Raw genomic sequence first — 3779 nt, forward strand, 5'->3', positions numbered from 1 at the left:
CGTGGAGGCGCCGTACCGCTGGCGGCTGTTCGACGGCCTCGGGCACTTCCCCCACGAGGAGGACCCGGTCGCGTTCACGGCCGAACTGGTCAACTGGCTGAAGGACACCGAGCCGGACCGCTGACCGACTGTCACCTTCCGGCCACGCACGCGCGTACGAAGAACGGCCATGTGCCCGGCGCATACTCCAATTGGCGGGCCCCGGGGCGGTTACCGACCTCGGGGCCCGGGCACACGTCGAGGTATGGGCTGGACGCACGACTACGGTGACACGGCACGCGATCGCCGCTCGGCAACGGCGCCGGGCTCCCGCGAGAGGGGTGGACCCCCGGAGCCGGGGCCCTCGTACTCCGCGCAAGACGTCGGTATCTCGCGCATGCTGCGCCGCCGTGCCCGCTGGGTGTCGGCCCGGCTGAGGCATCCGCGCGACTGACGCGACCGGGCGTTCGGGCCGGGGTCACGCCCACGGCGGACCCCAGGACCGGCCGGAGCCACCCGGACACGGCACCCCGCCCGGACGCGGCACCCCGCCCCGGGCGGATCTACAGGGCGCAGCCCTGCGTGTCGACCTGCTGCACGGCGCTGCGGCCGCGTTCGATGTCCTCGCGGATCTCGTCCACGGTCAGCGCGTAGCCGGTGTTCACGTCGTCCAGCGAGCGCGCGAAGATCACGCCGTACACCTCACCGTCCGTGGTGAGCAGCGGCCCGCCGGAGTTGCCCTGGCGGACCGTCGCGTACAGCGAGTACACCTCCCTGCGCACCTCGTCACGCCGGTAGATGTCCGGTCCCGTCGGGCTGATCCGCCCCCGGACACGGGCCGACCGCACGTCGTACGCGCCGTTCTCCGGGAAGCCGGCGACGATCGCGCCGTCACCGCTGCGCGCGTCCTCCTCGGAGAACCGCAGCGGGGTCGCGTCGAGGTCCGGCACGTCCAGGACGGCGATGTCCCGCCGCCAGTCGTAGAGCACGACCTTGGCGTCGTACAGCCTGCCCTCGCCGCCTATCTGGACGGTCGGCTCGTCCACGCCGCCGACCACGTGGGCGTTGGTCATGACCCTGCGCTCGTCGAAGACGAAACCGGTGCCCTCGAGAACCTTGCCGCAGCTCTGGGCCGTGCCGACGACCTTGACGATGGACCGCTTGGCGCGGGCGGCGACGGGACTGCCCGCGAGGGCCGGGTCCGGCGGCAGGACCTTGGTGATGGGCTCGTCGGCGAACGGGCTGAACACCTGTGGGAAACCGTTGCGCGAGAGGGTCGAACTGAAGTCGTCGAACCAGCGCGAGGCCTGATCCGGCATCACCTCGTTCACCCCGAGCAGCACCTTCGAGCCGCGTACCTCCTTGCCCACGGTGGGCAGCGAGGTCTGGGCGAGGAGGGAGCCGAGCAGCCATGCCACGAGCAGCATCGCGACCACGTTCACCAGCGCGCCGCCGGTGGCGTCGAGCGCGCGCGCCGGTGACCAGGTGATGTACCGGCGCAGCCCGTTGCCGAGGTGGGTGGTGAGGGCCTGGCCGACGGAGGCGCAGATGATGACGACCATCACGAAGACGACCGTCGCCGTGGTCGACACCTCGCTGTCGTCCGTCAGCTGGTCCCAGACCACGGGAAGCAGCAGAACGGCGAGCAGACCCCCGCCGAGGAAACCGATGACCGACAGGATGCCGACCACGAAGCCCTGGCGGTACCCGATGATCGCGAACCACACGGCGGCGAGCAGCAGCAAGATGTCCAGCACGTTCACCGTCAATAGCCTCGCAGATTCGTTCCGGTCGCCGGTCGCCCGTAGGTCGGCCTGTCTCGCCCGTGGGTCAGCCTGTCATGAGCGCCAGTCGAGCGGGACCTGTCTCGTACGGTCCCAGGGGCGCTCCCAGCCTGCGTAGTGGAGCAGCCGGTCGATCACTCCGGCGGTAAAACCCCAGACCAGAGCGGACGCGACGAGGAAGGCGGGGCCCGCGTGGCCACGCGGGTGCACGGCGGTGGCCCGGTTCGCGGGATCCGTGAGATCCGCCACGGGGACGGTGAAGACCCGGGCCGTCTCGGCGGGGTCGACGACCCCGACCGGGCTGGGGGTGCGCCACCAGCCGAGGACCGGGGTGACGACGAAGCCGCTCACCGGGATGTAGAGCTGGGGCAGTACGCCGAAGATCTGGACACCGGCCGGGTCGAGGCCGGTCTCCTCCTCCGCCTCGCGCAGCGCGGCACGGATCAGGCCGCCGTCGGCCGGGTCGCCGTCCTCCGGATCGAGGGCGCCGCCCGGGAACGACGGCTGGCCCGCGTGGGAGCGGAGGCTGCCGGCCCGCTCCATGAGGAGCAGCTCGGGCCCGCGCTCCCCCTCGCCGAAGAGGACGAGCACGGCGGACTGACGGCCCGCGCCGCTCTCGGGCGGCAGGAAGCTGCTCAGCTGCTCGGGCCGGACCGTGCGCGCGGCCCGGTCGACCGGACCGAGCCAGGCGGGCAGGCCTTCCCGGTCGATCAGACCGCCGGTGCCGGGGCCGTAGATCTCTTCGTCAGTGCGCGTCATGGGCACCCCCGTGTCTCCCAACGCCCTCGCGGTGCGCCATCGTTCCCAGCCGTCCTCCGGGGCAGGGCCGGAGGCGGGACCGGGTTTCCGTTCCGGGTTCCGTTCCCGGCTCCGCGGCGGTCATTCCCCGGCTCCGGGCGCGACGCCCGGGGCGGGCGGGGCGGGGCGGCCGGGATAGTCCGCGGGCGGGTTGAGCCGCTGGCCGGGGAGGCCGCCCATCTCGTACTTGAGCAGCTTCCGCGCCTTCTCGGGGTCGGTCTCGCCCTCGCCGTACGAGGGGCAGAGGTGGGTGATCGGGCAGGCGCCGCAGGCGGGCTTGCGGGCGTGGCAGATCCGGCGGCCGTGGAAGATCACCCGGTGCGAGAGCATCGTCCACTCGCTCTTCGGGAAGATCTCGGCGACCTCCGCCTCGATCTTCACCGGGTCGTCGGACCCGGTCCACCGCCAGCGGCGGGCCAGCCGCATGAAGTGGGTGTCGACGGTGATGCCGGGGACGCCGAAGGCGTTGCCGAGGACGACGAAGGCGGTCTTGCGGCCCACCCCGGGGAGCTTGACCAGGTCCTCCAGGCGGCCGGGGACCTCGCCGCCGAAGTCGTCCCTCAGGGCGGCGGCCAGGCCCATGATCGACTTGGTCTTGGCGCGGAAGAAGCCGGTGGGGCGGATGAGCTCCTCGACCTCTTCGGGGACGGCGGCGGCCAGATCCTCGGGCGTCGGGTAGCGCGCGAAGAGGGCGGGGGTGGTCTGGTTCACCCGCAGGTCGGTGGTCTGGGCGGAGAGGACCGTGGCGACGAGCAGCTCGAACGGGTTGCGGAAGTCGAGCTCCGGATGGGCGTACGGGAAGACCTCGGCGAGCTCCCGGTTGATCTTCCGCGCCCGGCGCACCATCGCGAGCCGCGACTCGGGCCTGGCGGCCCCGGCCGCCGGTTTCACGGTCGCCCCTGCCGTCCTCGCGGACTTCACCGCCTTGGGCGTCCTCGTGGCCTTCGCGTCCCCGGTAGGCGCCTCGACGCTCTCGGTGCCCTTCGCACCCCGGGCGGGTGTCCTGGCGCGCTCGGCTTCCTTCGCACCCCCGGCAGGCGTCTCGGTGCTCCTGGCGGCCTTGGCGGCCTTCGCCCCCTTGGCAGGCGCCTTGGCGCTCCTGGCGGCCTTCGCCTGCTCGGCCGTGCCGGCGGTCCCGGCCGTGGCTCCGGCCGGACGGCCGGCGGAGCCCGCCCCGGCCTCGCCCGCCGCACCCGCCTCCCGATCCGTACCTTTCGC

At 72.8% G+C, this 3779-nt stretch carries 5 protein-coding genes; 2 read left to right on the forward strand and 3 right to left on the reverse strand.

The genetic code is table 11. From position 1 onward, the window contains the following. Together RIF68_RS30460 and RIF68_RS30465 are read left to right on the forward strand one after the other, a co-directional pair. On the forward strand, positions 1-124 hold a 124-nt coding region (locus RIF68_RS30460), incomplete at its 5' end, for an alpha/beta fold hydrolase (RefSeq protein WP_375165759.1). A gap of 120 nt (positions 125-244) precedes the next feature. Then, positions 245-433, forward strand: a complete 189-nt coding sequence (locus RIF68_RS30465; protein ID WP_309054501.1) for a hypothetical protein — start codon at positions 245-247, stop codon at positions 431-433. Between the two features lie 109 nt (positions 434-542). Here the strand turns inward: RIF68_RS30465 and RIF68_RS30470 are convergent, their stop codons facing one another. The 3 genes from RIF68_RS30470 to nth form a co-directional block, all read right to left on the reverse strand. Next, positions 543-1742: a MarP family serine protease gene (locus RIF68_RS30470; RefSeq protein WP_309054502.1), complete on the reverse strand. Its 1200-nt coding sequence runs from the start codon at positions 1740-1742 to the stop codon at positions 543-545. Positions 1743-1817: 75 nt separating this feature from the next. After that, on the reverse strand, positions 1818-2522 hold the full coding sequence (locus tag RIF68_RS30475) for a CoA pyrophosphatase (protein ID WP_309054503.1): 705 nt from the start codon (positions 2520-2522) through the stop codon (positions 1818-1820). Between the two features lie 120 nt (positions 2523-2642). After that, positions 2643-3779, reverse strand: a 1137-nt coding sequence (nth, locus tag RIF68_RS30480; RefSeq protein ID WP_309054504.1) for an endonuclease III, incomplete at its 5' end; no start/stop codon positions are given.

It is taken from the genome of Streptomyces sp. (genome assembly GCF_031178505.1).
Classification (GTDB): domain Bacteria; phylum Actinomycetota; class Actinomycetes; order Streptomycetales; family Streptomycetaceae; genus Streptomyces; species Streptomyces gulbargensis.